Origin of the sequence: Citrobacter freundii complex sp. 2024EL-00216 (genome assembly GCF_043945515.1) — a bacterium.
GTDB classification, from domain to species: domain Bacteria; phylum Pseudomonadota; class Gammaproteobacteria; order Enterobacterales; family Enterobacteriaceae; genus Citrobacter; species Citrobacter portucalensis.
In genome coordinates this window covers 48,771-75,518 of record NZ_JBIMRA010000015.1, presented here as the reverse complement: position 1 = coordinate 75,518, position 26,748 = coordinate 48,771, and the positions used below count along the sequence as shown (strand labels likewise).

The window sequence follows — 26,748 nt, the reverse complement described above, 5'->3', positions numbered from 1 at the left end:
GCAATAAATTTCCTGTTGTAATGTGGATTCAATCTCGCAAATACAAATCTGCGAACCGAATAATAAGCACCACAACACAACATCACGGAGTACACCATCATGGCTAACTACTTTAATACACTGAACCTGCGCCAGCAGTTGGCACAGCTGGGTAAATGTCGCTTTATGGGTCGCGACGAATTCGCCGATGGTGCGAGCTACCTTCAGGGTAAAAAAGTGGTCATCGTCGGCTGTGGCGCCCAGGGTCTGAACCAGGGCCTGAACATGCGTGACTCCGGTCTGGATATCTCCTACGCACTGCGTAAAGAAGCCATTGCTGAGAAGCGTGCTTCCTGGCGTAAAGCGACCGAAAACGGCTTCAAAGTGGGTACCTACGAAGAGCTGATCCCGCAGGCTGATCTGGTGGTTAACCTGACTCCGGACAAGCAGCACTCCGACGTTGTGCGTTCTGTACAGCCGCTGATGAAAGACGGTGCAGCGCTGGGTTACTCCCACGGCTTCAACATCGTGGAAGTTGGCGAGCAGATCCGTAAAGACATCACTGTTGTGATGGTGGCACCGAAATGTCCGGGTACAGAAGTGCGTGAAGAGTACAAACGTGGTTTCGGCGTACCGACCCTGATCGCCGTTCACCCGGAAAACGATCCGAAAGGCGAAGGCATGGCGATCGCTAAAGCTTGGGCTGCGGCTACTGGCGGTCACCGTGCGGGTGTGCTGGAGTCCTCCTTCGTTGCGGAAGTGAAATCTGACCTGATGGGTGAGCAGACTATCCTGTGCGGTATGCTGCAGGCCGGTTCTCTGCTGTGCTTCGATAAGCTGGTGGAAGAGGGTACTGACCCGGCATATGCTGAAAAACTGATTCAGTTCGGCTGGGAAACCATCACCGAAGCGCTGAAGCAGGGCGGCATCACTCTGATGATGGACCGTCTGTCTAACCCGGCGAAACTGCGTGCTTACGCGCTGTCCGAACAGCTGAAAGAGATCATGGCGCCGCTGTTCCAGAAACACATGGACGACATCATCTCCGGTGAATTCTCTTCCGGCATGATGGCTGACTGGGCCAACGACGATAAGAAACTGCTGACCTGGCGTGAAGAGACCGGCAAAACCGCGTTCGAAACCGCTGCCCAGTTCGACGGTAAAATCGGCGAGCAGGAATACTTTGATAAAGGCGTTCTGATGATTGCGATGGTGAAAGCGGGCGTTGAGCTGGCGTTCGAAACCATGGTGGATTCCGGCATCATCGAAGAATCTGCTTACTACGAATCACTGCACGAACTGCCGCTGATCGCCAACACTATTGCCCGTAAGCGTCTGTACGAAATGAACGTGGTTATCTCTGATACCGCAGAATACGGCAACTACCTGTTCTCTTACGCTTGCGTACCGCTGCTGAAAGAGTTCATGACCACCCTGCAGACCGGCGACCTGGGCAAAGCGATTGCTGAAGGCGCGGTAGACAACGCGCAACTGCGTGACGTGAACGATGCGATTCGCGGCCATGCTATCGAGAAAGTGGGCCAGAAACTGCGTGGCTACATGACCGATATGAAGCGCATTGCGGTCGCAGGATAATTCCTCATAGAGGAATGGCATATCAACAGCGCTTCGTAGGCCGGATAAGCGAAGCGCTATCCGGCAAAAAAAGCCCGGTGTTTAAACACCGGGCTTTCTATTAGTTACGGTACAGCACTTTAATGATGTGGTAACCGAACTGAGTGTGCAGCGGACCGGTTGGCTCCAGCACAGGGCAGGAAAAGACCACTTTGTCGAACGCCGGAACCATCTGGCCCTGACGGAATTCGCCTAAATCACCGCCGCGTTTGCCTGATGGGCAGATGGAGTGTTTCTTCGCCAGTTTGCCGAAGTCGGCGCCGTTTTTAATCTGTTCCAGAAGATCCAGTGCCAGTTTCTCTTCTTTAACAAGGATATGCACTGCTGCTGCTGTTTTTGCCATGATCGTGCCTTCAAAAAGGGGTCTGTAAGGCTCGCGATTTTAGCATGGCTTACCGTCGATACAGCACTTTGATGATGTGGTAGCCAAATTTGGTTTTTACAGGCCCGTAAGGTTTAAGCAGTGGGCAGCTAAACACAGCGGCATCAAATGGCCCCACCATCATCCCCTGTTTGAACTCGCCCAGATCGCCTCCGTTGCGCCCAGAGGGGCAGCGAGAATAGCGTTTTGCCAAATGATCGAAGCTAATACCGCGATCCAGCTTGCTCAGGATCTCCAGAGCTAATTTCTCTTCTTTTACCAGGATATGTAGGGCTGCCGCGCTCTTAGCCATTATTTTGTTCTCATGTCTCAAAGATGTCCCATTACTTTATCACCCGTCTTAGTCGTGGACATATACTCTTCGCCATCGCGGGACAGATGTCTCGCCTGATGTATGGAAACGGGAGATGAGCGACATTTTCTCTGCCGCATTCCCTTTTGCCGGGGACCTCCGTCCTGTCCCTACAGCCATGGAGCGAGATATCATGGATACAATGAAAAAAAATGAATTTTCAGTCGGATGGCTTACCGGGCTGGGTGATATTGTTCGCGATCCACAGCTCTATGAATTATTGAAATATTGCCCTCTGGACATCATGCAGCGCTGGCGTTTTGAAGAGATCCAACGCGGTGCCTTTATCTGTCGGCAGGGGGAAATATGTCAGCGTTTTTCGCTGATTATTGCCGGTGAAGTCGATGTTTTCTATGAGGCTGAAGATGGACGTCGTTATCGTCAAGCCCGCTACCGGAAAGGCGATATGCTGGGCGAACTCGAGATTTTTGAGTCGCGCCATTACATCTGTTCGGTAGTGGCGGTAGGACATGTGCAGCTTCTGAGCTTATCGCAGGAATACTTCAGCCGCTGGCTGGCGTTAGATAACCATTTTAACCAGCGGATGCTGCGCTTCTTTAGTCAGCAATATTACCAGCTGTCGAAAAAGGCCAGCAGCGACAATCTTTACTCGCTGTATCAGCGAGTGTGCCAGGCGTTATGGCTGCGTTATCAACAAGATGGCACGAATGAAATTTTGCTGGATAAGCTAAACCTCAGTCAGGAACTGGCGGCGACGACACGCAGTATTAACCGTATTTTACATGACCTGAAAGCGTTACAGATTATTGATACCGATGGTGAAAGCATTGTGTTGTTAGTCCCTGAAAAGTTAAAGCAGGAGGCTGATATCGGATAACCGTAAGAGTGAAGGAGGCGGGAGAATGTCGCTGCAACCCCATATCCAGTTAAGCAAGGAGATGACAGGCGCACGCTATGCGCTGCTGCCGGGAGACCCGTTGCGAGTCGATCGCATCGCCAATTTTCTTGATAACCCAGAATCGCTTGGTCAAAACCGTGAGTTTCGCGCCGCGCGAGGTTGGTATCAGGGGATCGAGATTTTAGTGCTCTCTACCGGAATCGGTGGACCGTCTACGGCTATTGCCATTGAAGAACTGCGTCAAATCGGTGTAAAGACCCTGATTCGTATCGGTAGCTGCGGGGCATTGCAGGATAATCTTGCGCTTGGTGACGTGATTATCGCCCATGCCGCGGTAACGGATGACGGGACCAGCCGTACCTATGCGCCTGCGGGCTATCCGGCCTGCGCCGACCCGCAGTTAACCTGGGAACTGATGGCGCAAGCGCGGCAGATGAATATTCCCGCCACATGCGGCCTGGTGCGCAGCCACGATAGTTTTTATACCGACCGGGAAGCGGAACTGGATGCGCAGTGGTCGGCACTCGGCGTTCTGGGTGCGGATATGGAAAGTGCCGCTTTGATGGCCATCGGTGCGCTGCGCGGGTTACGTACGGCGTCATTACTCAATGTGGTGGTTGCCCACAACGGTTGTCTGGATAGCAGTATCAATGATTATGTCCAGCAGGAAACGTTGTGCCAACAGGGCGAAGAACGGCAAATTACCCTGGCGCTACGCGCCATTCATTCCGATAGTCAGCAAGGAGGTCAGTGATGGACTTTTTTAGCATTAACAATGTAATGGTCAACATTCCTCTCGGCGAAGGCGGCTATGCACTATCTTGGATTGAAGCCATTGGTACCGTATTTGGTCTGTTATGTATCTGGTGTGCCAGCCGGGAAAAAATCATCAATTACCTGTTTGGCCTGATTAACGTCACGCTGTTTGCGGCAATCTTTTTCCAGATTCAGCTTTATGCCAGTCTGTTGCTGCAGGTGTTTTTCTTCGCCGCTAACATTTACGGTTGGTATGCGTGGAGCCGGCAAAATGAGGCGCAGGAAGCAGCGCTCAAGGTACGTTGGCTTTCCCGTCAGCAAACCCTGGTGCTGGGCGGCGTTTGTGCGGTGGCGATAGTTTTGATGACGCTGTTTATCGATCCGGTGTTTGCAGCGCTTACCCGCATTATGATTGCACTGCTACAAATGATAGGTATACCGGTCGCGATGCCTGACCTTCAGCCCGATGCCTTCCCGTTCTGGGATTCCACCATGCTGGTGTTGTCGATTGCGGCCATGATTCTGATGACGCGTAAATATGTCGAAAACTGGCTGCTGTGGGTGCTCATCGACGTGATTAGCGTGGTTATTTACGCGGTGCAGGGCGTTTACGCCATGTCGCTCGAATATGTCCTGCTGACGGCAATCGCGGTGATGGGATCCTACAGCTGGATCAAGAGCGCGCAGCGCAACGGCTATACACCACTAGCCGCGACAGCTTCCTGATTGACCCGATTTTCTGGCTACTCACAGGGGTAGCCAGTTACTCTTTTTCTCCCTCTTTCTGCTACAATCCACCTCCCCCGTGTTTACAGATTGAGCAATCCCTTATGCGTTTGAACCCCGGACAACAACAAGCCGTCGAATTCGTCACCGGACCTTGCCTGGTGCTGGCGGGAGCGGGTTCCGGCAAGACGCGTGTTATCACCAACAAAATAGCCCATCTGATCCGTGAATGTGGCTATCAGGCACGACATATTGCGGCAGTGACCTTTACCAATAAGGCTGCGCGCGAGATGAAAGAGCGCGTGGCGCAAACGCTGGGTCGTAAAGAGGCGCGTGGGTTGATGATCTCCACTTTCCACACACTGGGACTGGATGTCATTAAGCGCGAATATGCGGCGCTGGGGATGAAGTCGAACTTCTCGCTGTTTGACGATACCGACCAGGTGGCCCTGCTTAAGGAACTGACCGAAGGGCTAATTGAAGACGATAAGCTTATTCTCCAGCAGCTGATCTCGACGATCTCCAACTGGAAAAACGATCTGATGACGCCAGCGCAGGCGGCAGCCAGCGCAAAGGGCGAGCGCGATCGTATTTTTGCCCACTGCTATGGTCTGTATGACGCGCATATGAAGGCGTGTAACGTCCTCGATTTTGACGATCTGATCCTGCTTCCCACGCTGCTGCTACAGCGCAATGAAGAAGTACGTGAGCGCTGGCAAAACAGAATCCGCTACCTGCTGGTGGATGAATATCAGGATACCAACACCAGCCAGTACGAGCTGGTGAAGTTGCTGGTGGGGAAACGTGCGCGCTTTACCGTCGTGGGCGATGACGATCAGTCGATCTACTCCTGGCGCGGCGCCCGTCCGCAGAACCTGGTTCTGTTGAGCAAAGATTTTCCGGCTTTGCAGGTGGTGAAGCTGGAGCAAAACTACCGTTCATCAGGTCGCATCCTTAAGGCGGCGAACATCCTCATTGCGAACAATCCACACGTCTTTGAAAAGCGGCTCTTTTCCGAGTTGGGTTACGGTGCTGAGCTGAAGGTGCTGAGCGCAAATAATGAAGAGCATGAAGCCGAACGTGTGACCGGGGAATTAATTGCCCATCACTTTGTGAACAAGACGCAATATAAAGACTACGCCATCCTTTATCGCGGTAATCATCAGTCGCGCGTGTTCGAAAAGTTTCTGATGCAGAACCGTATCCCGTACAAAATTTCCGGCGGAACATCGTTCTTCTCGCGTCCGGAGATTAAAGATCTGCTGGCCTACCTGCGCGTGCTGAGCAACCCGGATGACGACAGCGCATTTTTGCGCATCGTAAACACGCCAAAGCGTGAAATCGGTCCAGCCACGCTGCAAAAGTTGGGTGAATGGGCGATGACGCGTAATAAAAGCCTGTTTACCGCCAGCTTTGATATGGGGCTTAGCCAGACACTGACCGGGCGCGGGTATGACTCTCTGACCCGCTTTACGCACTGGCTGGGTGAAATTCAGCGCCTGGCGGAGCGCGAACCGGTTGCCGCCGTGCGCGATCTTATCCACGGTATTGATTACGAATCCTGGCTGTATGAAACCTCGCCGAGCCCGAAAGCGGCTGAAATGCGTATGAAAAACGTCAATACGCTGTTCAGCTGGATGACGGAGATGCTGGAAGGCAATGAGCTGGAAGAGCCGATGACCCTGACCCAGGTAGTTACCCGCTTTACCCTGCGCGACATGATGGAGCGTGGAGAGAGCGAAGAAGAGCTGGATCAGGTGCAGTTGATGACGCTGCATGCCTCAAAAGGGCTGGAGTTCCCTTACGTGTTTATGGTGGGAATGGAAGAAGGATTTTTGCCGCACCAGAGCAGTATCGATGAAGACAATATCGATGAAGAACGTCGTCTGGCTTACGTAGGGATTACGCGTGCACAGAAAGAACTCATCTTCACGCTGTGTAAAGAGCGTCGTCAGTACGGTGAGCTGGTGCGTCCGGAACCGAGTCGTTTCCTGCTGGAGCTGCCACAGGATGACGTTATCTGGGAACAAGAGCGTAAAGTGGTGAGCGCTGAGGAGCGGATGCAAAAAGGGCAGGCAAGCATCGCTAATATTCGGGCAATGATGGCGAAAGCCAAAGCAAAGTAGGTATTTTGTAGGCCGGATACGTGTAAGCGCTATCCGGCAACCAACATCTAATGAACGTCCAGCGGCCAGTGGACATAGCTTTGCCACTGACTTTCCTGATCGATTAACTCTTTACCCAGCGGATGATGTTCCAGCCAGCCTTCTGGTAGCGTGACCGTCAGGTGCTCGTTTCTTGCATCCATTTGAATTTCCGGCACAAGATCGTCACGGCGACGGCTGGCGAAGATGATCGCCAAACGTAGCAAACGGCAAAGATGCTCCGCGATGCGCGGTGGCACTGCGTTTTGCTGGTGGAGCGAAGAGAGATCGACGGGGTTGGTCTGGTTGAGTAACAGCGTTGCTAGCAGTTTCTTTTGCGCAGGGGTAAAACCCGGGAGATCGAGATTGCGCACCAGATAAGCGGCATGCTGTGGTGCCTGTTTAAAATCAACGCTCAGGCCAATTTCATGCAGCTGACAGGCACTAATCAGTAGTTCGCGGCTAATCGGTTCAAGATGCCACTTTTTTTCTACCTGATCGAGAAATTTAGTCGCTAAATTGGCAACGCGATGTGCTTGCTCTGTATCGACCATAAAGCGACGCTGGATATTGCGTAATGTGCGGCTACGTATATCCTGATCCACCGCCAGATGCAGCATGCCGTAGACCAGACCTTCACGTAATGCGCCGCCGGCCAGGGTCATGCATTGAATGTTCAGTTCAGTGAAAATAGCAATCAGAATGGCCAGCCCGCTGGGGAAAACCAGCGCACGTTCCAGCGTTAACCCTTCGATTTCCAGCTCTTCCAGACGACCGCAGTGAATTGCGCGCTGCTTAAGCTGCTGAAGTTTGGCCAGCGTAATGCGCTCATCCATGCCCTGCGCCATCATGATTTCCTGCAACGCCTGGACGGTACCAGAGGCACCAACGCAAACTTTCCAGCCATGAAAACGCAGTTTGTCGGCGACCGGGCGCAGAACTTCACGTGCGGCCTTCTCTGCCTCGTCAAAGTTTTCCTGTGCCAGATTACGATCGGTAAAATAGCGTTCGAGCCAAGTGACGCAGCCCATCGACAGGCTGAACAGAGAGGTGGTTTGTGCGCCGGAACCAGTGACTAATTCAGTGCTGGCGCCACCAATATCCACAACCAGACGCTGATCGGCACCGCCGGTTGTGTGGGCCACACCTTGATAAATCAGTCGCGCTTCTTCTTCACCGCTAATCACCTGGACAGGGCAGCCAAGGATCTCTTGCGCTTTGGCAATAAACACATCGGCATTTACGGCGATGCGTAATGTTGCCGTGGCGACCACCCGGATTTGTGGATGCGGAATATCCTGCAGACGTTCAGCAAACAGGCGCAAACATTGCCAGCCGCGCTCCATCGCTTCAACAGAGAGCTCGTTGTCACCGTTGAGTCCAGCGGCCAGACGCACTTTGCGTTTGATACGCGTGAGCGTCTGGATGCTTCCTGCCACCTCGCGTACAACCAGCATATGAAAACTATTCGAGCCGAGATCGATTGCCGCATACAGCGAAGTAGAATTCATACACTTCATCCTTCAACCTGTATCTGTGTTGGCTGCGTTCTCTCACCCGAATCATTTACTATAATAAGCTCATCGGGATTCGTTTTCTTGCCGCCTTGATACAGGCTGAATGATTTTGTGTATGGCATAACTTTTCTTAACCTGAACGACGACGATTACGCGGAGCACCACCGGTACGGCGTGGGCCATTGCCTGTACGCGGGCGCGTTAAGCGCAACGGCTTCGGCAGATCGGTCATCAGCGCATCCGGGTTATATTTGCTGACCGGAATCGAATGGCCGATATAGGTCTCGATTGCGGGTAAATTCAGCGCGTACTCTTCACAAGCCAGGCTGATAGAGTGACCGCTTGCGCCAGCACGTCCGGTACGACCGATTCGGTGAACGTAATCTTCACAGTCATCCGGCAGGTCATAGTTAAATACGTGCGTTACTGCTGGGATATGCAGGCCACGCGCAGCGACATCCGTCGCAACGAGAATGTCGAGATCGCCACGGGTGAACTCATCAAGAATACGCAGACGTTTTTTCTGTGCTACGTCACCGGTCAGCAGACCGACGCGATGACCGTCCGCAGCAAGGCTGCCCCAGATATCTTCACAACGATGCTTGGTGTTAGCAAAAACAATGGCGCGATCTGGCCACTCTTCTTCAATCAGCGTTTGCAGCAAACGCATTTTCTCTTCGTTGGAAGGGTAGAAGAGCTCTTCTTTAATGCGGTGGCCAGTTTTCTGTTCCGGTTCGACTTCAACGTACTCAGCGTTATTCATCTGTTCGAACGCCAGTTCGCGAACGCGGTAAGAGAGGGTTGCAGAAAACAGCATGTTCAGACGTTGGGTGGTTGGCGGCATACGACGGAACAGCCAACGGATATCTTTAATAAAGCCCAGATCGTACATACGATCGGCTTCATCCAGCACCACGACCTGAATCGCGCCCAGATTAATGTGGTTCTGTTTTGCATAGTCGATGAGACGACCGGTCGTGCCGATAAGAATATCGACGCCGCTTTCCAGCACTTTCAGCTGTTTATCGTAACCGTCGCCGCCATACGCCAGGCCTAATTTCAGACCAGTGGTCTGTGCCAGCGGCTCGGCATCGGCGTGGATCTGCACGGCTAACTCACGCGTTGGCGCCATAATTAACGCACGCGGTTGGTTCACCTTGCGATCGGCAATCGCGGGATGAGAGAGAAGATAATGAAACGTTGACGTCAGGAACGCCATCGTTTTTCCGGTACCGGTTTGCGCCTGCCCGGCAACATCACGACCAGCCAGCGTTAGCGGCAGCGCGAGGGCCTGAATGGGCGTACAGTTATGAAAGCCTTTATTTTCAAGGGCTTCTATCACCTTTGGGTGCAGGGCGAAGTCGGAAAACTTCTGTTCTGTTAAATGTGTTTTGCTCATAGTGTGGTAGAATATCAGCTTACTATTGCTTTACGAAAGCGTATCCGGTGAAATAAAGTCAACCTTTAGTTGGTTAATGCTACATCAACACGTCGTTGATTAATGCTACACCAATGCACCAGGCTTATTCCTGTGGAGTTATTATGAGCGATAAAATTATTCACCTGACTGACGACAGTTTTGACACGAATGTACTCAAAGCGGACGGAGCAATCCTCGTTGATTTCTGGGCAGAGTGGTGCGGTCCGTGCAAAATGATCGCTCCGATTCTGGATGAAATCGCTGACGAATATCAGGGCAAACTGACGGTTGCTAAACTGAACATTGACCAAAACCCAGGCACCGCGCCGAAGTATGGTATCCGTGGCATCCCGACCCTGCTGCTGTTTAAAAACGGCGAAGTTGCGGCGACGAAAGTCGGCGCGCTGTCCAAAGGTCAGTTGAAAGAATTCCTCGACGCTAATTTAGCGTAAGGAAGTCTCATGATCGGGCGACCCTACTTCGAAATGATTCGGATGACTGGACGCCCGACTTGAGTCGTGCTAAGTTAGTGTTGACTTCGTATTAAACATACCTTATTAAGTTTGAATCTAGTTATATCCAATACTTCCCGTTGTTTCTCGCGCGAGGAGTGGACAGATTCCTGGCTTGTCACTCAATCCGTCTTGTCGTTTCAGTTCTGCGTACTTTCCTGTGACCAGACAGCGAACAGACATGAGTTGATGGCCGTAAACAGGCATGGATGACCCTGCCATACCATTCACAACATTAAGTTCGAGATTTACCCCAAGTTTAAGAACTCACACCATTATGAATCTTACCGAATTAAAGAATACGCCGGTTTCTGAGCTGATCACTCTCGGCGAAAATATGGGCCTTGAAAACCTGGCTCGTATGCGCAAGCAGGACATTATTTTTGCCATCCTGAAGCAGCACGCAAAGAGTGGCGAAGATATCTTTGGTGACGGTGTGCTGGAGATATTGCAGGATGGATTTGGTTTCCTCCGCTCTGCAGACAGCTCCTACCTCGCCGGTCCTGATGACATCTACGTTTCTCCCAGCCAAATCCGCCGTTTCAACCTCCGCACTGGTGATACCATTTCTGGTAAGATTCGCCCGCCGAAAGAAGGTGAACGCTACTTTGCGCTGTTGAAAGTTAACGAAGTTAACTACGACAAACCAGAAAACGCCCGTAACAAAATCCTCTTTGAGAACTTAACGCCTCTGCACGCAAACTCTCGTCTGCGTATGGAACGTGGTAACGGTTCTACTGAAGACTTAACGGCGCGTGTACTGGATCTGGCATCGCCGATCGGTCGTGGCCAACGTGGTCTGATTGTTGCTCCGCCGAAAGCGGGTAAAACCATGCTGCTGCAGAACATCGCGCAGAGCATTGCATACAATCATCCTGACTGCGTGCTGATGGTACTGCTGATTGACGAACGTCCGGAAGAAGTTACCGAGATGCAGCGTCTGGTGAAAGGTGAAGTGGTTGCCTCTACCTTTGACGAACCAGCCTCCCGCCACGTTCAGGTTGCGGAAATGGTTATCGAGAAGGCGAAACGTCTGGTTGAACACAAGAAAGACGTTATCATTCTGCTTGACTCCATCACCCGTCTGGCGCGTGCATATAACACCGTGGTTCCGGCTTCCGGTAAAGTACTGACCGGTGGTGTGGACGCCAACGCCCTGCATCGTCCGAAGCGTTTCTTTGGTGCTGCACGTAACGTGGAAGAGGGCGGTAGCCTGACCATCATCGCTACTGCGCTGATTGATACCGGCTCTAAAATGGATGAAGTTATCTACGAAGAGTTTAAAGGTACCGGCAACATGGAACTGCATCTCTCTCGTAAGATTGCTGAAAAACGCGTCTTCCCGGCTATCGACTACAACCGTTCCGGTACCCGTAAAGAAGAGCTGCTCACTACCCAGGAAGAGCTGCAGAAAATGTGGATCCTGCGCAAAATCATCCATCCGATGGGTGAAATCGACGCAATGGAATTCCTCATTAACAAACTGGCGATGACCAAAACCAATGACGACTTCTTCGATATGATGAAGCGTTCCTGATTCGGGCATCATCTGAAAACGCCACGTTTTTACGTGGCGTTTTGCTTTTGTGGATGTAATCTTAACGACACAATAATAATAATCCGGTATGACATACCGCCTGGCGACGAAGGGTTGTAATTCGTATTTTGTGGTTAATAATCATACAGAACCACCTGATATGGAATCGGGTTTCTCTTCTGAATAATCGCCTGGATGGTTATACTTCATATATTGATATTCTTTGAGAGTATGTATAGTGAATTTACTGACAGCAAGTACTGATCTCATCAGTATTTTTTTATTCACAACGCTGTTTCTTTTCTTTGCCCGTAAGGTTGCGAAAAAGATAGGATTGGTGGATAAACCCAACTTCCGCAAACGTCATCAGGGACTGATTCCGTTGGTTGGGGGGATTTCGGTTTACGCAGGCATTTGCTTTACGTTCCTCATCGCCGATTATTATATCCCGCATGCAACTCTCTACCTGGCTTGTGCTGGTGTACTGGTATTTATCGGTGCACTGGACGACCGCTTTGATATCAGTGTAAAAATCCGTGCGACCATCCAGGCTATCATCGGCATCATTATGATGGCGGTAGGTAAGCTCTATCTGTTGAGCCTTGGGTTCATTTTTGGCCCTTGGGAGATGGTGCTCGGTCCTTTTGGCTATTTCCTTACCCTTTTCGCCGTTTGGGCTGCAATTAATGCCTTTAACATGGTAGATGGGATTGATGGTCTGTTAGGCGGACTATCCAGCGTATCATTCGCCGCAATGGGGCTTATCTTGTGGTTTGACGGCCAGACAAGCCTGGCTATCTGGTGTTTTGCCATGATCGCCGCCATTCTGCCTTACATCATGCTGAACCTGGGTATTCTCGGACGTCGCTATAAAGTCTTTATGGGCGATGCGGGGAGTACGCTGATTGGCTTTACGGTCATCTGGATCCTGCTGGAGACCACTCAAGGTAAAACGCATCCTATTAGCCCGGTCACCGCACTGTGGATTATTGCCATTCCGTTAATGGATATGGTGGCGATCATGTATCGTCGTTTACGTAAAGGCATGAGCCCTTTCTCCCCGGACCGTCAACATATTCACCATTTAATCATGCGTGCTGGGTTTACCTCCCGACAGGCTTTTGTCCTGATTACGCTGGCTGCTGCGATCCTGGCTGCCATTGGTGTACTGGCTGAATATTCCCAGGTCGTTCCGGAATGGGTGATGCTGGTGCTCTTTTTACTGGCATTTGTCTTGTATGACTATTGTATTAAACGTGCCTGGAAGGTAGCGAGATTTATCAAACGCTGGAAGCGCAAGTTGCGTAGAAACCGTGACAGTAAACCAAACTTAACCAAATAAATTGAGGGTACGATGACACAACCATTACCGGGGGAACATGCCATGAGCGCTGAAAATGAACTGGACATCCGTGGGTTGTTTCGTACTTTGTGGACAGGGAAGGTGTGGATCGTCGGTATGGCTCTCGCCTTCGCGTTAGTCGCTCTCGCCTATACGTTTTTTGCTCGTCAGGAGTGGAGCGCGACGGCGATTTCAGACAGGCCAACGGTTAATATGTTGGGCGGCTATTACTCTCAGCAGCAGTTCTTACGTAACCTGGACATCAAGGCCAGTCTCGCATCTGCGGATCAGCCGTCAGTGATGGATGAGGCCTATAAAGAATTTATCATGCAGCTTGCCTCATGGGATACTCGCCGTGAATTCTGGCAGCAGACTGATTACTACAAGCAACGTATGGTGGGGAACAGTAAAGCCGATGCGGCGATGCTGGATGAACTGATTAATAATATTCAGTTTATGCCCGGCGATGCGGTTCGTAATACCAATGACAGCGTGAAGCTGATTGCCGAAACGGCACCTGATGCCAACAATCTGTTGCGTCAGTACGTCGCGTTTGCCAGCCAGCGTGCGGCGCGTCATCTGAACGACGAGTTAAAGGGAGCCTGGGCTGCGCGCACTGTGCAGATGAAGGCGCAGGTTAAACGCCAGGAAGAAGTGGCGAAATCGATTTTCTCTCGCCGAGTTCACAACATTGAGCAGGCTCTCAAAATTGCTGAACAGCATAATATTTCGCGTACTTCCACTGACGTTCCGGCTGAAGAGCTACCCGATTCTGAACTGTTTTTGCTTGGACGTCCTATGCTGCAGGCGCGACTCGAAAACCTGCAATCTGTTGGTCCCGATTTCGATCTGGACTACTTCCAAAACCGAGCCATGCTTAACACACTGAACGTTGGGCCAACTCTGGATCCGCGTTTTCAGACCTATCGTTATTTGCGTACGCCGGAGGAACCGGTAAAACGTGACAGCCCTCGTCGTGCCTTCCTGATGATTATGTGGGGCATCGTTGGGGCTCTGATCGGTGCTGGTGTCGCGTTAACCCGTCGCCGCACGATTTAGCAATATCGTTGCAGTGAGGGGCTGGGCCCTCACTGCCAATCCGAAGAGAATCGATGTGAAAGTACTGACTGTATTTGGCACGCGACCGGAGGCCATAAAAATGGCACCTCTGGTTCATGCGCTGGCAAAAGATCCTGATTTTGAGGCAAAAGTTTGCGTCACGGCGCAGCATCGGGAGATGCTCGATCAGGTGTTGAACCTCTTTTCCATTGTACCTGACTACGATCTCAATATTATGCAGCCAGGTCAGGGACTAACAGAAATTACCTGCCGAATACTGGAAGGATTAAAGCCAATTCTGGCTGATTTTAAACCTGACGTTGTGTTAGTTCACGGCGATACCACAACCACCATTGCTACTAGCCTGGCCGCGTTCTATCAGCGCATCCCGGTAGGGCATGTGGAGGCAGGCTTACGTACAGGCGATCTCTACTCTCCCTGGCCGGAAGAGGCGAACCGTACGCTGACCGGGCATTTGGCGATGTATCATTTTGCACCAACAGAAAACTCGCGCCAAAACCTGTTACGGGAAAACATTTCTGATAGCCGTATCTTCGTTACAGGTAATACGGTTATTGATGCGTTGATCTGGGTACGCGATCGCGTACTAGCGAGTGATGCATTACGAGCTGAACTGGCAGAGCATTACCCATTCCTGAGCTCGGATAAAAAGATGATACTGGTGACCGGTCATCGTCGGGAAAGCTTCGGTCGTGGTTTTGAACACATTTGTCATGCGCTGGCGGAAATTGCCGCGGCCAATCAGAACGTACAGATTGTCTATCCGGTGCACCTGAATCCTAACGTCAGCGAACCGGTTAATCGCATTCTGGGGCACGTTGAAAACATCATCCTGATTGAACCGCAGGATTATATGCCGTTTGTCTGGCTGATGAATCACGCCTGGCTGATCCTTACCGACTCTGGCGGGATTCAGGAAGAAGCCCCATCTCTGGGGAAACCGGTACTGGTGATGCGCGAAACGACGGAACGTCCGGAAGCGATTACTGCAGGCACAGTACGTCTGGTAGGGACCGACCCGCAGCGTATTGTCGAAGAAGTCACGCGTTTGCTGCATGACGACAATGAATATCAGACCATGAGCCGTGCCCATAATCCGTATGGTGACGGGCAGGCATGTGGCCGCATTTTACACGCGTTAAAAAATAATCGGATATCGCTATGAGTTTTACGACCATTTCTGTCATTGGGCTGGGTTATATCGGACTGCCGACGGCGGCTGCCTTTGCTTCCCGTCAAAAGCATGTGATTGGCGTAGATGTAAATCAACACGCGGTGGATACCATTAATCGCGGTGAAATTCATATCGTTGAGCCAGATTTGGGCGCCGTGGTGAAAACGGCGGTCGAAAATGGATTTCTGCGTGCGACCACAACCCCTGTAGATGCGGATGCCTATCTGATTGCTGTGCCTACTCCGTTTAAGGGGGAGCACGAACCCGATATGGTTTATGTGGAAGCCGCGGCTAAATCTCTTGCGCCGGTGCTGAAAAAAGGCGCGTTGGTGATCCTTGAATCGACGTCGCCTGTCGGGGCCACTGAACAGATGGCCACATGGCTTGCAGAAATGCGGCCTGACCTGACTTTCCCGCAGCAAGTCGGTGAACACGCGGACGTTAACATTGCTTATTGCCCAGAGCGAGTGCTGCCGGGCCAGGTGATGGTTGAACTGATTAAAAACGACCGCGTGATTGGGGGAATGACCTCCGTCTGTTCCGCGCGTGCTAGCGAACTGTACAACATTTTCCTGGAGGGCGAATGTGTCGTGACCAACGCCCGTACGGCGGAAATGTGCAAACTGACTGAGAATAGCTTCCGCGACGTCAATATCGCTTTCGCCAATGAGCTGTCGCTGATTTGCGCCGATCAGGGGATCAACGTCTGGGAACTGATTCGACTGGCAAATCGCCATCCGCGCGTGAATATTTTACAACCGGGTCCGGGGGTTGGCGGGCACTGTATCGCGGTTGATCCGTGGTTTATCGTGGCGCAGAACCCGCAGCAGGCGAAATTGATTCGCACCGCGCGTGAGGTAAACGACGGTAAGCCTCATTGGGTGGTTGATCAGGTAAAAGCTGCCGTGGCCGACTGTCTGGCGGATACCAATAAACGGGCCAGCGAAGTGAAAATTGCCTGTTTTGGTCTGGCATTTAAACCGAATATTGATGACTTACGTGAAAGCCCGGCGATGGGAATTGCGCAAAGCATCGCGCATTGGCACAAAGGTGAAACATTGGTAGTGGAACCGAACATCCATCAACTGCCGAAAAAACTGGACGGTCTGTGCCAACTGGCAGCGCTGGACGATGCCCTGGCTAGCGCCGATGTGCTGGTCTTGCTGGTCGACCATAATGAATTTAAAGCCATTAAAGGCGATGCGGTTCACCAGCAATATATCGTTGATACCAAAGGGGTCTGGCGGTGAAAATCCGCGCCAGTATTGAGCCGCTTAGCTGGGAAAATACGTTCTTTGGCGTGAATAGCGCCATTGTGCGTTTTGACCAACACGCGCCGGTTCTGACTGCGGATATGTTGCAGCCCTGGTCGCGGGTACAGGCAAAAATTCCTGCCGCCAATACCCATGAATTAGACGCCCTGCAACAGTTGGGCTTCTCACTGGTTGAAGGTGAAGTGGATTTTGTGCTGACGGTGATGTGTGCGCATGGCGACCCCGGTGCGCAGGTCGCACAAACTACGGATATCCCTGCATTACGCCAACTGGCAGGACAGGCGTTCGCGCAAAGTCGTTTTCGTACCCCGTGGTATGCCGCAGATGCCAGCACGCGTTTTTATGCGCAGTGGATTGAAAACGCGGTGCTGGGGACGTTCGATCATCAATGCCTCGTTTTTCGTACACCGGCAGGTGATATTCGTGGCTATGTCTCGCTGCGTGAACTGAATGCGACCGATGCGCGAATTGGCCTGCTGGCCGGGCGTGGGGCGGGAGCAGAACTGATGCAGGCTGCCCTTTGCTGGGCGCAGGCTCGCGGTAAAACAACATTACGCGTGGCGACCCAAATGGGCAATACCGCCGCGCTTAAACGTTATATACACAGTGGTGCGAATGTGGAAAGCACCGCGTATTGGTTATACAGGTGACACGATGATTCCATTTAACGCACCGCCGGTGGTGGGCACTGAACTCGATTACATGCAGTCTGCGATGAACAGCGGCAAACTGTGTGGCGACGGTGGTTTTACCCGTCGCTGCCAACAGTGGCTGGAACAGCATTTTGGCAGCGAGAAAGTATTGCTGACGCCTTCCTGCACCGCATCGCTTGAGATGGCGGCATTGCTGCTGGATATCCAGCCTGGCGATGAAGTCATTATGCCGAGCTATACGTTTGTCTCCACGGCCAATGCTTTCGTGCTGCGCGGTGCGAAAATTGTCTTTGTTGATATCCGCCCGGATACCATGAACATTGACGAAACGCTGATTGAAGCGGCGATCACCGACAAGACCCGCGCTATCGTGCCGGTGCATTACGCGGGCGTAGCCTGTGAAATGGATACCATCATGGCGCTGGCGACCAAACATAACCTGTTTGTCGTGGAAGATGCGGCCCAGGGCGTCATGTCGACTTACAAAGGTCGGGCGCTGGGGACGATTGGTCACATCGGTTGCTTTAGCTTCCATGAGACCAAAAACTATACCGCAGGCGGTGAAGGTGGTGCGACGCTGATTAATGATAAAAAATTAGTCGAACGTGCAGAGATCATCCGTGAAAAAGGAACTAACCGCAGCCAATTTTTCCGTGGTCAGGTGGATAAGTATACCTGGCGTGATATTGGCTCCAGCTATCTGATGTCCGATCTGCAGGCTGCCTATCTGTGGGCACAACTGGAAGCGGCTGACCGTATTAACCAGCAGCGTCTGGCGCTGTGGCAGAACTACTATGATGCTCTCGAACCGCTGGCGCGTGTCGGACGCATTGATCTGCCTTCTGTCCCGGAAAACTGCGTGCAGAATGCCCATATGTTTTATATCAAGCTGCGCGATATCGACGATCGCTCGGCGTTGATTAACTTCTTGAAAGAAGCTGAAATTATGGCGGTGTTCCACTATATCCCGCTACATGATTGTCCGGCTGGCGATAAATTCGGCGTATTTGCCGGTGTTGATCGTTTCACCACTAAAGAGAGCGAGCGTCTGCTTCGCTTGCCGCTGTTTTACAACCTGTCGCCAGTAAACCAGCGAACGGTCATTTCGACCTTACTCAACTACTTCGCCTGATATGTCGCTTGCTAAAGCGTCCTTATGGACGGCAGCCAGTACGCTGGTAAAAATTGGTGCAGGTTTGCTGGTCGTGAAGCTGCTGGCGGTGTCGTTTGGCCCGGCAGGCGTGGGGCAGGCGGGTAACTTCCGCCAGATGGTCACCGTGCTTGGTGTCCTGGCGGGGGCCGGCATTTTCAACGGCGTCACGAAATATGTTGCGCAGCATCATGACGATCCGACCCGGCTCCGTAAGGTAGTCGGTACATCTTCCGCGATGGTGCTGGGATTCTCTACGCTGATGGCGGTGATTTTTCTGCTGGCGGCCGCGCCAATCAGTCAGGGATTGTTTGGCCATACTCATTATCAGGGGCTGGTAAGACTGGTTGCGCTGGTGCAGATGGGTATTGCCTGGGCGAACCTGCTGCTGGCGTTGATGAAGGGCTTTCGTGATGCGGCGGGTAACGCGCTGTCGTTGATTGTGGGTAGCCTGGTAGGCGTGGTGGCTTATTATGGCTGTTATCGCCTGGGAGGGTATGAAGGCGCTTTGCTGGGTCTGGCGTTAGTGCCCGCGTTGGTCGTTATCCCCGCCGCTATTATGCTGATTAAGCGTGGGGCGATTCCCCTGCATTACCTGAAACCCTCGTGGGATAACGGTCTGGCTGGACAGCTAAGCAAGTTTACCCTGATGGCGCTGATTACCTCCGTAACGCTGCCTGTGGCATACGTGATGATGCGAAACCTGCTGGCGGCGCAGTACAGTTGGGATGATGTAGGGATTTGGCAGGGAGTAAGCAGTATCTCTGATGCTTATCTGCAATTCATTACCGCCTCATTCAGCGTTTACTTGCTTCCGACGTTGTCTCGACTGACCGAAAAGCGCGACATTACGCGCGAGGTGGTTAAGTCGCTGAAGTTCGTGTTACCGGCGGTTGCCGCTGCGAGCTTTACTGTTTGGTTGCTGCGTGATTTTGCGATCTGGCTGCTTTTCTCCGCAAAATTCACCGCCATGCGCGATCTGTTTGCCTGGCAACTGGTCGGCGATGTACTGAAAGTAGGGGCGTATGTCTTTGGGTATCTGGTGATCGCGAAAGCATCGCTGCGGTTTTATATCTTGGCTGAAATTAGCCAGTTCATGTTATTGACGGTGTTTGCTTACTGGCTGATCCCTGCACACGGTGCGCTGGGAGCGGCACAGGCTTATATGGCAACGTACATTGTCTATTTTTCTCTTTGTTGTGGCGTGTTTTTACTCTGGCGTAGGCGGGCATGACTGTACTGATTCACGTTCTGGGATCGGATATCCCTCACCATAACCAAACCGTGCTGCGGTTTTTCAACGACTCGCTGGCCGCGACGAGCGAGCATGCGCGCTCGTTTATGGTTGCCGGTCAGGATGCGGGACTCAGTGAGAGCTGCCCGGCGTTATCGCTAAGCTTCTACAGCGGGAAAAAGGCGCTTGCTGACGCTGTGATCGCGAAAGCAAAAGCGGATCGCCAACAGCGTTTCTTCTTCCACGGTCAGTTCAACACCAGCCTGTGGCTGGCGCTGCTGAGTGGCGGGATTAAACCGGCGCAGTTTTACTGGCATATCTGGGGCGCTGATTTATACGAAGTCTCCAGTGGACTGAAATTCCGCCTGTTTTACCCGATTCGCCGCATGGCGCAGAATCGTGTGGGCTGCGTGTTTGCCACACGGGGCGATTTACGTTATTTCGCCGAGCAACATCCCCGTGTGCGGGGTGAGTTGCTCTATTTCCCAACGCGAATGGATCCTTCACTCAATAACATGAGCAATGATTGCCAGCGCAGCGGCAAGATGACGGTGCTGGTTGGCAACTCTGGCGATCGCAGCAATGAGCATGTTGCCGCGCTTCGCGCCGTCCATCAGCAGTTTGGTGACACGGTGAATGTGATTGTGCCGATGGGTTATCCCGCCAATAATGCGGCCTATATCGACGAGGTTCGCCAGGCTGGCCTGGCGTTATTTAGCGCAGATAATCTGCAAATTTTGAGTGAAAAGCTGGAATTTGATGCCTATCTAACATTATTGCGGCAGTGTGATTTGGGTTACTTTATTTTTGCCCGTCAACAGGGAATCGGTACCCTGTGTTTGCTGATCCAGGCGGGTATCCCATGCGTGCTCAACCGTGAAAATCCCTTCTGGCAGGATATGGTGGAACAAAATCTTCCGGTGTTATTTACCACTGATGATCTCAATGAAGGCGTCGTACGTGAAGCGCAGCGCCAGTTGGCATCGGTAGATAAAAATACTATTACCTTCTTTAGCCCGAATTATCTGCAGCCGTGGCACAATGCGCTGCGCATTGCTTCAGGAGAAACCGTATGAGCCTGATGCAATTCAGCGGTCTTCTGGTGGTCTGGCTGCTCTCCACCTTGTTTATCGCCACGCTGACCTGGTTTGAGTTCCGCCGCGTGCGTTTTAACTTCAATGTTTTCTTCTCACTGTTGTTCTTGCTGACGTTCTTCTTCGGATTCCCGTTAACCAGCATCCTGGTGTTCCGCTTTGATGTGGCAGTGGCTCCGCCGGAGATCCTGCTGCAGGCCTTGCTGTCAGCCGCCTGTTTCTATGCCGTCTACTACGTGACGTATAAAACGCGCTTGCGCAAACGAGTAGATGATAAGCCGCGCAGGCCGCTGTTTACCATCAATCGTGTTGAAGCCCATTTGACCTGGGTTATCCTGATGGCGATTGCGCTGGTAAGCGTGGGCATCTTCTTTATGCACAACGGATTCCTGCTGTTCAGACTGCAATCCTATAGCCAGATTTTTTCCAGTGAAGTCTCTGGCGTCGCTCTGAAGCGTTTCTTCTACTTCTTCATTCCGGCAATGCTGGTGGTTTATTTCCTGCGTCAGGACAGCAAAGCGTGGGTGTTCTTCCTCGTGAGTACCGTCGCGTTTGGTTTGCTGACCTATATGATTGTGGGTGGGACGCGCGCCAATATCATTATCGCGTTTGCCATCTTCTTGTTTATCGGCATTATTCGCGGCTGGATTTCGCTGTGGATGTTGGCCGCTGCAGGCGTGTTGGGCATTGTCGGGATGTTCTGGCTGGCGTTGAAGCGCTACGGAATGAGCGTTAGCGGCGATGAGGCGTTCTATACGTTCCTGTACCTTACGCGCGACACCTTCTCACCGTGGGAGAACCTGGCGCTATTGCTGCAGAATTACCACAATATTGAGTTCCAGGGGCTGGCGCCGATCGTCCGTGACTTCTACGTCTTTATTCCCTCCTGGCTGTGGCCTGGGCGGCCGAGTATTGTACTCAACTCAGCGAACTACTTTACCTGGGAAGTGTTGAACAACCACTCAGGACTGGCGATTTCGCCGACGTTAATTGGTTCACTGGTGGTGATGGGCGGGGCGCTGTTTATACCATTAGGCGCGATTGTTGTTGGGCTCATCATCAAGTGGTTCGACTGGCTGTATGAGCTAGGTAACCGAGAAACCAATCGCTATAAGGCGGCGATTTTGCACAGTTTCTGTTTTGGCGCCATTTTCAATATGATCGTGTTGGCACGTGAAGGGCTGGATTCGTTTGTCTCACGAGTGGTCTTTTTCCTCGTGATTTTCGGCGTTTGTCTACTGGTGGCAAAATTGTTGTTCTGGCTGTTTGATAGCGCGGGACTCATTCATAAACGAATCAAATCGCTGCCCCGGACACAGATTGAAGGATCGTAATGACAGATAACACAACTGCGCCGCTGTATTCGCTGCGCGGATTACAACTGATTGGCTGGCGCGATATGCAACATGCGCTGAATTACCTGTTTGCCGAAGGACACCTCAGGTCAGGAACGCTGGTGGCTATTAACGCTGAGAAGATGCTGACAGCAGAAGATAATCCTGAAGTGAGGGAGCTGATCAACGCCGCGGAGTTCAAGTATGCGGATGGGATTAGCGTGGTGCGTTCGGTGCGCAAAAAATTCCCACAGGCGCAGGTTTCACGCGTGGCCGGAGCTGACCTTTGGGAAGCACTGATGGCGCGAGCTGGGCAAAACGGAACGCCTGTTTTCCTGGTTGGTGGCAAGCCTGAAGTTCTGGCACAAACAGAAGCAAAACTACGTGCGCAGTGGCGCGTGAACATTGTGGGTAGTCAGGACGGTTATTTTACCCCAGAGCAGCGTCAGGCGTTGTTTGAGCGTATTCACGCCAGCGGTGCGCAAATTGTGACTGTGGCGATGGGGTCGCCAAAACAAGAGATCTTTATGCGTGATTGCCGCAAGACTCACCCTGATGCGCTGTATATGGGCGTAGGGGGCACCTACGACGTCTTTACCGGTCACGTTAAGCGTGCGCCTAAAATCTGGCAAAATCTGGGGCTGGAGTGGCTGTATCGCTTATTGTCGCAGCCGAGCCGTATTACTCGACAACTTCGCTTATTACGCTATCTCCGCTGGCACTATACCGGCAACCTCTGACGCCCTCTCTCCTCTGATAAGTAGCGTGATCTGCTAATTACGCTACTTATTCACAACATAATCGCTGCTTTCTCGCACAATCTATTCATTTTTTGAATGCTTTAATTGCCATTTAAGCGATTTTAGGAAACCATTCGCAACAATCATTGCAGTGCCGTGGTGTTTTTGGCGCCAACCGTAAAGCGGTCGGTGCCGCATGGCCTGTTATGGCATAACAAGATGTACCCATAACGAGAACCGGTAATACCGGACAGCATGCAAACACATCAAGAGGATTTATGGCTGAGAACAAACCTGAGCTACAGCGTGGGCTGGAGGCTCGTCACATCGAATTAATTGCCCTTGGGGGCACTATTGGCGTTGGGCTATTTATGGGGGCCGCCAGTACCCTTAAATGGGCGGGGCCTTCGGTTCTGCTGGCGTATATCGTCGCCGGGCTGTTCGTGTTTTTCATTATGCGTTCTATGGGGGAGATGTTATTCCTCGAGCCGGTTGCAGGTTCATTCGCTGTTTACGCTCACCGTTATATGAGCCCCTTCTTTGGCTATCTCACCGCCTGGTCATACTGGTTTATGTGGATGGCTGTGGGGATCTCAGAGATTACCGCCATCGGGGTGTATGTGCAGTTCTGGTTTCCGGAAATGGCGCAATGGATACCCGCACTGATCGCGGTCGGACTGGTTGCGTTGGCAAACCTCGCTGCGGTTCGCCTGTATGGTGAAATTGAGTTCTGGTTTGCCATGATCAAAGTGACCACCATCATTGTGATGATTGTCATTGGGGTTGGGGTGATTTTCTTCGGCTTTGGCAATGGTGGCCAGGCGATTGGTTTTGGCAACCTGACCGAGCACGGTGGCTTCTTTGCTGGGGGCTGGAAGGGCTTCCTGACGGCATTGTGTATTGTTGTGGCGTCTTACCAGGGCGTGGAGCTGATCGGCATCACTGCAGGGGAAGCGAAGAATCCACAGGTCACGCTGCGTAGCGCGGTGGGTAAAGTGTTGTGGCGCATTCTGATTTTCTACGTTGGTGCGATTTTTGTCATCGTCACTATTTTCCCGTGGAATGAGATTGGCAGCAACGGCAGCCCGTTTGTTCTCACCTTTGCCAAGATTGGTATTACTGCTGCGGCAGGGATTATTAACTTTGTGGTGCTGACGGCGGCGCTGTCTGGCTGTAACAGCGGCATGTACAGCTGTGGGCGTATGCTCTACGCGCTGGCAAAGAATCGCCAGCTTCCTGCCGTTGTTGGAAAAGTATCACGCCATGGCGTGCCGGTTGTCGGAGTGGCTATTTCTATCGCGATCCTGCTGATTGGCTCATGCCTGAACTACATTATTCCTAACCCGCAGCGCGTGTTTGTTTATGTCTATAGCGCCAGCGTGTTGCCGGGGATGGTACCGTGGTTTGTGATCCTGATAAGCCAGCTGCGTTTCCGTCAGGCGCATAAAGCGGCGATTGCCAGTCATCCATTCCGCTCCATTCTGTTCCCGTGGGCGAATTATTTGACGATGGCGTTCCTGATTTGCGTATTAATTGGCATGTACTTTAATGAAGATACCCGAATGTCGCTTTTTGTTGGCATGGGTTTCTTACTGGCCGTGACGCTCATTTATAAGGTTTTTGGTCTGAATCGTCATGGCACAGCCCATAAATTGCGGGAATAAGCGACAAAACGCACAAACCATGACCAAACGATAATTTATTTTAAAAAAGCACTAGACAGAAGACCGAGACCTCCGTAATATCCAGCCCCGCAACGGCGCTAAGCGCCCGTAGCTCAGCTGGATAGAGCGCTGCCCTCCGGAGGCAGAGGTCTCAGGTTCGAATCCTGTCGGGCGCACCATTTAGTAGGGTGCCAGAGCTGCGGTGGTTTTAATACCGCGTAAAAGATTTGCAGTGGTGGCTATAGCTCAGTTGGTAGAGCCCTGGATTGTGATTCCAGTTGTCGTGGGTTCGAATCCCATTAGCCACCCCATTAATTTAAAGTTGTGAAATGCGAAGGTGGCGGAATTGGTAGACGCGCTAGCTTCAGGTGTTAGTGTCCTTAGGATGTGGGGGTTCGAGTCCCCCCCCTCGCACCACGACTTAAAGAATTGAACTAAAAATTCAAAAAGCAGTAAAACGGCGAGTAGCGCAGCTTGGTAGCGCAACTGGTTTGGGACCAGTGGGTCGGAGGTTCGAATCCTCTCTCGCCGACCAATTTTGAACCCCGCTTCGGCGGGGTTTTTTGTTTTCAGATTTTCCCTTCTTAGCCTGCGCATCTGCGAATTTCCTGAAGTCTTAAAAAGTCCGAATACCTGGTTTTTGCAGTGCAATCGTGGCATGCGTTGTGCAATAATATGCGGGTAGATGCTCATTCCATCTCTTATGTTCGCCATCTGGCCTCATAAACTCAGGAATGATGCAGAGCCGTTTACGGTGCTTATCGTCCACAGACAGATGTCGCTCAGGCCTCATCAAACACCATGGACATAACGTTGAGTGAAGCACCCATTTATGTTGTCATACAGACCTGTTTAACGCCTGCTCCTTACCGAGCGGGCGTTTTTTTATGCATAAACAAAATCCTTCAAGTGACTTCTCGAAGGATTTTGTTTATGCGATTGAAAAATATGTAGGCCCGGTAAGCGAAAACGCCACCGGGCAAGAGGGAGTTACTGCGGGGGATTGTTGTTCTGCAGCGTCAACATCAGGCCATCACGGCGCATGGTGGCAGCTTCTTCCGGCTGGTGCAATCTGTCCAGCGCGTCAGCAAGCCAGGCGTAGTCATAGGCATCCGGGCGCTGTTTGAGAGCGGCACGGAAGGCGAGCGTAGCTTCCTGCCATTCCCCATGCTTCATTAACGACTGACCCAGCGTACTCCACAGCAACGGGCGATCGCCCACGGCTTTAATCTGCTGGCGCAGCACTTTTTCTATCTGTTCCGGATTATTGGTTTTCAGACGCGGGATCGGCAGCACCAGGCGGTCATCGTACTGACGTTTCAAACCATCAATGATGACCTGCTGCGCCGTATCGTGATCGTCACACTCAATCAGATGTTCAGCCATCGCTACCTGCAAAGCAACCTGATGACGGGTTTTACGGCTCTGGTTTTTCCACCATGCACGCAGCCCCTCGCTGCCCTGATCGGCGCGGACTTGATCCATCAAGCCAACCCATGCCTGTTGTTCCAGCATGGCGCGGTGCTCATCATCACCCACATGCGCTTTTGCCATGGATGGGATGATATCCAGCAAGGAACTCCATGCGCCGGTGCGAATGTAGGCCTGCTCAGCCAGACGCAGCACTTCCGGATGACGTGGCGTCACTTCCAGCAGTTTGTCTACGCTGTGGCGTGCGGCGTGATTTTCATTACGCGCCAGTTGCAGGCGAACGCGAGCGATTTCTACCGGGATCGTATCATTTCCGGCCAGTTCGGCAGCACGCTCAAGGTGTTGGTTGGCGCGCGCTTCGTCACCGCGCTGCTGAGCCGCTTCTGCCGCCAGCAGGTAATTCACTACCGGCTGTTCTGCATGATCGGCATTTTTCGACATCAGCTTCTCAACCTGCTGATAGTCACCTTCTGCCAGTTTGAGCAGCGCCTGTTCGGTCTGTTTACGGGCGCGACGACGCTTACGACCCACAAACCACCCACGGGTATGTGCGCCGGTGCGGAAAATTCGGCGCAACAGCCATTCAATCGCGAACAGGACGACCATGGCGACGATCAGGATGATCACCAGGCCCGTCACGCTGGTTTCGATATTGTAATTATCCGTCTGGATCAGCACGTAGCCCTGATGACCGGCAATCATCGGACCGACAACGATCCCGGCTATCAACAGCACAAAGAGCAATAATACTTTTAGCAT

The 26,748-nt window shown here is 52.1% G+C and carries 24 protein-coding genes and 4 tRNA genes; 23 read left to right on the top strand and 5 right to left on the bottom strand.

Annotated features, from left to right (window positions below; genetic code table 11):
* Positions 1-99 precede the first annotated feature (99 nt).
* Positions 100-1,575, top strand: a complete 1,476-nt coding sequence (gene ilvC, locus ACHHZ7_RS18435; RefSeq protein WP_003829020.1) for a ketol-acid reductoisomerase — start codon at positions 100-102, stop codon at positions 1,573-1,575.
* A gap of 100 nt (positions 1,576-1,675) precedes the next feature.
* Here ilvC and ppiC (ACHHZ7_RS18430) read toward each other — a convergent pair whose 3' ends face one another.
* The gene (gene ppiC / locus ACHHZ7_RS18430) at positions 1,676-1,957 is read right to left on the bottom strand and encodes a peptidylprolyl isomerase PpiC (protein ID WP_003017999.1); all 282 of its coding nucleotides are present in this window, start codon (positions 1,955-1,957) and stop codon (positions 1,676-1,678) included.
* 49 nt (positions 1,958-2,006) lie between these two features.
* On the bottom strand, positions 2,007-2,288 hold the full coding sequence (ppiC, locus tag ACHHZ7_RS18425; RefSeq protein WP_038634595.1) for a peptidylprolyl isomerase PpiC: 282 nt from the start codon (positions 2,286-2,288) through the stop codon (positions 2,007-2,009).
* A gap of 193 nt (positions 2,289-2,481) precedes the next feature.
* Here ppiC (ACHHZ7_RS18425) and ACHHZ7_RS18420 point away from each other — a divergent pair, with 193 nt between their 5' ends.
* From ACHHZ7_RS18420 to rep, 4 genes are all read left to right on the top strand, one after another.
* Complete coding sequence (locus tag ACHHZ7_RS18420; RefSeq protein WP_060683766.1) at positions 2,482-3,186, top strand: Crp/Fnr family transcriptional regulator; 705 nt, start codon at positions 2,482-2,484, stop codon at positions 3,184-3,186.
* 25 nt (positions 3,187-3,211) lie between these two features.
* A complete protein-coding gene (locus ACHHZ7_RS18415; RefSeq protein WP_060683008.1) occupies positions 3,212-3,961 on the top strand; it encodes a nucleoside phosphorylase in 750 nt (249 codons plus the stop codon).
* Positions 3,961-4,689 (top strand): nicotinamide riboside transporter PnuC, encoded by a 729-nt coding sequence (pnuC, locus tag ACHHZ7_RS18410; protein WP_060683009.1) that lies wholly within the window; start codon positions 3,961-3,963, stop codon positions 4,687-4,689. The genes ACHHZ7_RS18415 and pnuC overlap by 1 nt, the downstream gene beginning before the upstream one ends.
* 104 nt (positions 4,690-4,793) lie before the next feature.
* Entirely contained in the window at positions 4,794-6,815 is a 2,022-nt protein-coding gene (rep, locus tag ACHHZ7_RS18405; protein ID WP_060683010.1) for a DNA helicase Rep, read from the top strand.
* 47 nt (positions 6,816-6,862) lie between these two features.
* Here rep and gppA read toward each other — a convergent pair whose 3' ends face one another.
* A complete protein-coding gene (gppA, locus tag ACHHZ7_RS18400) occupies positions 6,863-8,344 on the bottom strand; it encodes a guanosine-5'-triphosphate,3'-diphosphate diphosphatase (RefSeq protein WP_003829016.1) in 1,482 nt (493 codons plus the stop codon).
* A gap of 136 nt (positions 8,345-8,480) precedes the next feature.
* Positions 8,481-9,749, bottom strand: coding sequence for an ATP-dependent RNA helicase RhlB (rhlB, locus tag ACHHZ7_RS18395; RefSeq protein WP_003829013.1), 1,269 nt, complete (start codon positions 9,747-9,749; stop codon positions 8,481-8,483).
* Between the two features lie 143 nt (positions 9,750-9,892).
* Here rhlB and trxA point away from each other — a divergent pair, with 143 nt between their 5' ends.
* From trxA to ACHHZ7_RS18305, 18 genes are all read left to right on the top strand, one after another.
* Complete coding sequence (gene trxA / locus ACHHZ7_RS18390) at positions 9,893-10,222, top strand: thioredoxin TrxA (RefSeq protein WP_060683011.1); 330 nt, start codon at positions 9,893-9,895, stop codon at positions 10,220-10,222.
* Positions 10,223-10,352: 130 nt separating this feature from the next.
* Entirely contained in the window at positions 10,353-10,472 is a 120-nt protein-coding gene (locus ACHHZ7_RS18385; RefSeq protein ID WP_049259789.1) for a rho operon leader peptide, read from the top strand.
* Positions 10,473-10,559: 87 nt separating this feature from the next.
* Complete coding sequence (rho, locus tag ACHHZ7_RS18380) at positions 10,560-11,819, top strand: transcription termination factor Rho (protein WP_002437993.1); 1,260 nt, start codon at positions 10,560-10,562, stop codon at positions 11,817-11,819.
* A 238-nt stretch (positions 11,820-12,057) separates the two neighbouring features.
* The gene (gene wecA, locus ACHHZ7_RS18375; RefSeq protein WP_008787070.1) at positions 12,058-13,161 is read left to right on the top strand and encodes a UDP-N-acetylglucosamine--undecaprenyl-phosphate N-acetylglucosaminephosphotransferase; all 1,104 of its coding nucleotides are present in this window, start codon (positions 12,058-12,060) and stop codon (positions 13,159-13,161) included.
* Between the two features lie 12 nt (positions 13,162-13,173).
* A complete protein-coding gene (wzzE, locus tag ACHHZ7_RS18370) occupies positions 13,174-14,220 on the top strand; it encodes an ECA polysaccharide chain length modulation protein (RefSeq protein ID WP_003829003.1) in 1,047 nt (348 codons plus the stop codon).
* A gap of 55 nt (positions 14,221-14,275) precedes the next feature.
* Complete coding sequence (gene wecB, locus ACHHZ7_RS18365) at positions 14,276-15,406, top strand: non-hydrolyzing UDP-N-acetylglucosamine 2-epimerase (RefSeq protein WP_048237107.1); 1,131 nt, start codon at positions 14,276-14,278, stop codon at positions 15,404-15,406.
* Entirely contained in the window at positions 15,403-16,665 is a 1,263-nt protein-coding gene (gene wecC, locus ACHHZ7_RS18360) for a UDP-N-acetyl-D-mannosamine dehydrogenase (protein WP_008787073.1), read from the top strand. The genes wecB and wecC overlap by 4 nt, the downstream gene beginning before the upstream one ends.
* A complete protein-coding gene (gene rffC, locus ACHHZ7_RS18355; protein WP_060683012.1) occupies positions 16,662-17,339 on the top strand; it encodes a dTDP-4-amino-4,6-dideoxy-D-galactose acyltransferase in 678 nt (225 codons plus the stop codon). The genes wecC and rffC overlap by 4 nt, the downstream gene beginning before the upstream one ends.
* Positions 17,340-17,343: 4 nt before the next feature.
* On the top strand, positions 17,344-18,474 hold the full coding sequence (gene rffA / locus ACHHZ7_RS18350; protein WP_060683013.1) for a dTDP-4-amino-4,6-dideoxygalactose transaminase: 1,131 nt from the start codon (positions 17,344-17,346) through the stop codon (positions 18,472-18,474).
* A gap of 1 nt (position 18,475) precedes the next feature.
* Positions 18,476-19,726, top strand: a complete 1,251-nt coding sequence (gene wzxE / locus ACHHZ7_RS18345) for a lipid III flippase WzxE (protein ID WP_060683014.1) — start codon at positions 18,476-18,478, stop codon at positions 19,724-19,726.
* Complete coding sequence (locus ACHHZ7_RS18340; RefSeq protein WP_060683015.1) at positions 19,723-20,802, top strand: TDP-N-acetylfucosamine:lipid II N-acetylfucosaminyltransferase; 1,080 nt, start codon at positions 19,723-19,725, stop codon at positions 20,800-20,802. The genes wzxE and ACHHZ7_RS18340 overlap by 4 nt, the downstream gene beginning before the upstream one ends.
* A complete protein-coding gene (gene wzyE, locus ACHHZ7_RS18335; RefSeq protein ID WP_020996101.1) occupies positions 20,799-22,154 on the top strand; it encodes an ECA oligosaccharide polymerase in 1,356 nt (451 codons plus the stop codon). The genes ACHHZ7_RS18340 and wzyE overlap by 4 nt, the downstream gene beginning before the upstream one ends.
* Complete coding sequence (wecG, locus tag ACHHZ7_RS18330; RefSeq protein ID WP_003017964.1) at positions 22,154-22,894, top strand: lipopolysaccharide N-acetylmannosaminouronosyltransferase; 741 nt, start codon at positions 22,154-22,156, stop codon at positions 22,892-22,894. The genes wzyE and wecG overlap by 1 nt, the downstream gene beginning before the upstream one ends.
* Before the next feature lie 278 nt (positions 22,895-23,172).
* The gene (locus tag ACHHZ7_RS18325) at positions 23,173-24,558 is read left to right on the top strand and encodes an amino acid permease (RefSeq protein ID WP_060683016.1); all 1,386 of its coding nucleotides are present in this window, start codon (positions 23,173-23,175) and stop codon (positions 24,556-24,558) included.
* 102 nt (positions 24,559-24,660) lie between these two features.
* Positions 24,661-24,737, top strand: a tRNA-Arg gene (locus ACHHZ7_RS18320).
* Between the two features lie 56 nt (positions 24,738-24,793).
* Positions 24,794-24,869 (top strand) — tRNA-His (locus ACHHZ7_RS18315).
* 20 nt (positions 24,870-24,889) lie between these two features.
* Positions 24,890-24,975, top strand: a tRNA-Leu gene (locus tag ACHHZ7_RS18310).
* Between the two features lie 41 nt (positions 24,976-25,016).
* Positions 25,017-25,093, top strand: a tRNA-Pro gene (locus ACHHZ7_RS18305).
* Between the two features lie 455 nt (positions 25,094-25,548).
* Here the strand turns inward: ACHHZ7_RS18305 and hemY are convergent.
* On the bottom strand, positions 25,549-26,748 hold the full coding sequence (hemY, locus tag ACHHZ7_RS18300) for a protoheme IX biogenesis protein HemY (protein WP_048215221.1): 1,200 nt from the start codon (positions 26,746-26,748) through the stop codon (positions 25,549-25,551).